The 2,814-nt window shown below is 72.4% G+C and carries 2 protein-coding genes; both read right to left on the bottom strand.

Going from position 1 to position 2,814, the window contains the following annotated elements; all coding sequences use genetic code 11:
- Positions 1-269: 269 nt before the first annotated feature.
- Positions 270-1,280 (bottom strand): hypothetical protein, encoded by a 1,011-nt coding sequence (locus WA805_RS22010; protein WP_425243274.1) that lies wholly within the window; start codon positions 1,278-1,280, stop codon positions 270-272.
- Between the two features lie 222 nt (positions 1,281-1,502).
- Positions 1,503-2,195 (bottom strand): phosphotransferase, encoded by a 693-nt coding sequence (locus WA805_RS22005; RefSeq protein WP_422280306.1) that lies wholly within the window; start codon positions 2,193-2,195, stop codon positions 1,503-1,505.
- Positions 2,196-2,814: the final 619 nt, after the last annotated feature.

Raw genomic sequence — 2,814 nt, 5'->3', positions numbered from 1 at the left:
TGCTGCCGCGGGCTCACTGGGCCATCTGGGCGGCAGCAGTGGTCCTGCTGCTCGCCGCGGGGACCGGGCTCGGGACGCTGCTGCGCGGATCGGACACGCTGGGGCCTACCCCGCCGCCGCCGCCGCCGTGCGTGAGCCAGCAGCCATCCGGCACACCGCAGGTCTGCGTCAGCCAGGTCTACGGGGACGGCCTGACGGTCTACATCGTCCACGGCAGCGGTTACCCCCCGGACCGGCGGGTCACGATCAGCCTGGCCGGCGTGGGTCCCTCACTGGACCGGCCGGTGACCGACCGGCAGGGCACGTTCAGCTACGCGATCGACCAGGGACACTATTTCTTCCGCGGCCCGATTCCGCTGGGGAAGTACACGGCGGTCGTGACCGCTCCCGGTGAGCGCAGCGCCAGCGTCAGGTTCCAGGTCGGCGCGGGTCCGTCGACTGGGCCGCCTGGCCAGCCGCCCGCCCCGTAACTCCCGGCTCCACCACAGGTCCTCCTGCCTCGAGCACCACGCGGGATCGGACAGCAGGCCCAGGTCGGAGGCGGCGATCACGCCGTGCTCGATCAGCACCCGCACGGCGACCTCATCCGACAGGCGGACGCCCGGGCCCGCGAGCCCGCGGTCGGTGATCTTGCGGCGCAGCACCTTGAGATGCTCGGCGACTCGCGCCGACAGGAGGTCGCGGTACTCAGGGTCGGTGTCGAACCTGTCGAGCTCGTGATGCGCGCCGGTCGCCTCGAGCGCGGCTCTGGCAATCTCCGGGGTGCGCGGCAACGGCGACGTCGCGCTCGGGTCGAGCAGCCACGGCCGGCACCACATCAGCGCCACCAGGAACAGCTTGGTCATCGGATCCAGGTAGAGCGGCAGCAGCGTGCCCTCGCTGTCCACCGCCGCCTCGTCGGCGTCGGCCGTGCCCGCGGGCCGCCGCCGGTGCCGGCCTGGGACGGTCACCGCGATCTGCAGCCCGTCGTCGAGCATGGCGCGCGAGCCGACCGTGGCCGTTCCGGCGTGGACGAGCCAGCCGCCCGCGGGGTCGCCGTCGCCGTCCACCCGCGGCAGCCGGATCCGGTAGCCGTCACCCGCGACGTAGAGCGCGTGGGTGCGGCTGATGTTGGCGATCCAGGCGCCTTCTGTGGTGGCCGCGATCACGCCGGCACGCCGGGAGAGCCCCCTCCCGGCTGAGATGGCCAAGTCCACTTCCGGTCCTCGCCCGAACACCAGCTGGCTGCCGTCGGTGAGCCGGATAACCTGGCCGGACGCAGTGCTGACGTGCGCGGCCACCGAGCCAGTCTAGGCCGGGCGCCGCGGCGGCGGCATCCCTGAGTTCGGGGATGGCGGCAGCCGCGCCGACGCGGTTAGCTCATCACGGGGCGCCGGGCACCGTGCTTGGGGAGCCACTCGTTGGGGTGGGGGGACCAGTACCGGGCGGGGACGAGTGGGGACCCCGGATCGACCCGGTACCACGGGTCATTCCAGTGTCCGGCGCCCCCACCGCCCGCGCCCCTACGCGACGCGCAGGCGTTCTAGCCTGACTCGTTCCGGTGGCAGCAGGTGGGGATCGGTGAGCCGCTGCCGGACGGCGGCCGCCAGCCAGTCCCGGTCCACCGGGCCTGCCGCGGCCAGGAAAGACCTGGTGAACAGCGCCTGCACCGTCCGTACCGCCGCCGCGCTCAGACCCGTCGGCGGCACGCTGGAGAACCCCACGATCACCCAGGTCATCGCCACGTCGGCGACCGCAGGCCCGCGCGCGGCGCCTTCCCAGTCGATGATCCGCGGGCCGTCGGCCGTGAGGATCACGTTCTGCGGATGCAGGTCCCGGTGCAACAGCACCTGCGCCCCGTCCCCGTCGCCGAACGGCGCGGGGAGCCACTCCAGCGCCGGCACCGCGTGCACCACGGCGTGCAGCCGCGCCAGCAGCCTGGCCTGCCGCCGGAACGCCAACGGCCGGCGGCCAAGCACGGTGAGCATGGTCGGCCCGTCCGCCCGCTCCATCACGATGTCGCACCCGGCGACGTCGAACACCTCAGGCACAGGCACCCCGTGCGCCCGGGCATGCGCCATGACCTCGGCCTCCCTGACCACCCGGTCCGCCGGCCGCCCGTCCCGGTACCGCCGCAGCACCCGCCCGTCCCCGGCCTCGTAAACATCCGCGCTCCGCCCGCCCGCGATCAGCCGCCCAGGCCCCGCCTCCGCCATGCCCCCGAGTCTCCCACCCCCACCACCCCGAGCCACTAAAACCCTGTCCCGCTGACCACCCCGACCCTGTTGGCGTCCCGGCACCGCGCACCACGTGAGGCATCCTCACTCCCATAACACGAGCCGCTCCCGCCACGTCCGGCGCCCGGAGCTGGATACCTAGGATTACTTTGTGCACGAAACAACCACTTGTGACCGGTCACCCCACCCCGAATATGGTCATTTCATGCACAAGGTCCACGCGAGTGAGTCACGTGACCAGTGAGGATCGCCTGTGCCGCATTTGGCGCTCGGGATCCACGCGCAGCGCCACTTTGCAGCCGGCATGACCACCTGTGACCGGTCACTCACCCTGGAAAGTGGTCACGCCGGCTGCAAAGTCGACGGAGGCGACTGATGTGTCTAATGGGAAGTCGCTCCCGGCCACGTTCGGCCGCCCGGCAGCATGCCTAGCCAACGGAAGTGGCTTAAGCGGCCGATGGCGACCGGGCTTCGGCGGGCGCCGCCGGGCAACAGGCTTCGGCGGGGTCGGCAGGCAACAGGCTTCGGCGGGCGCCGCCGTGCATCAGGCGTCGGCGGTCGGGCGACAGGCGTTGGAGGGGCTGCCGGGCATCAGGGC

It is taken from the genome of Trebonia sp., assembly GCF_049794275.1.
Lineage (GTDB): Bacteria > Actinomycetota > Actinomycetes > Streptosporangiales > Streptosporangiaceae > Trebonia.
This window is presented reverse-complemented; position numbering and strand designations above follow the sequence as displayed.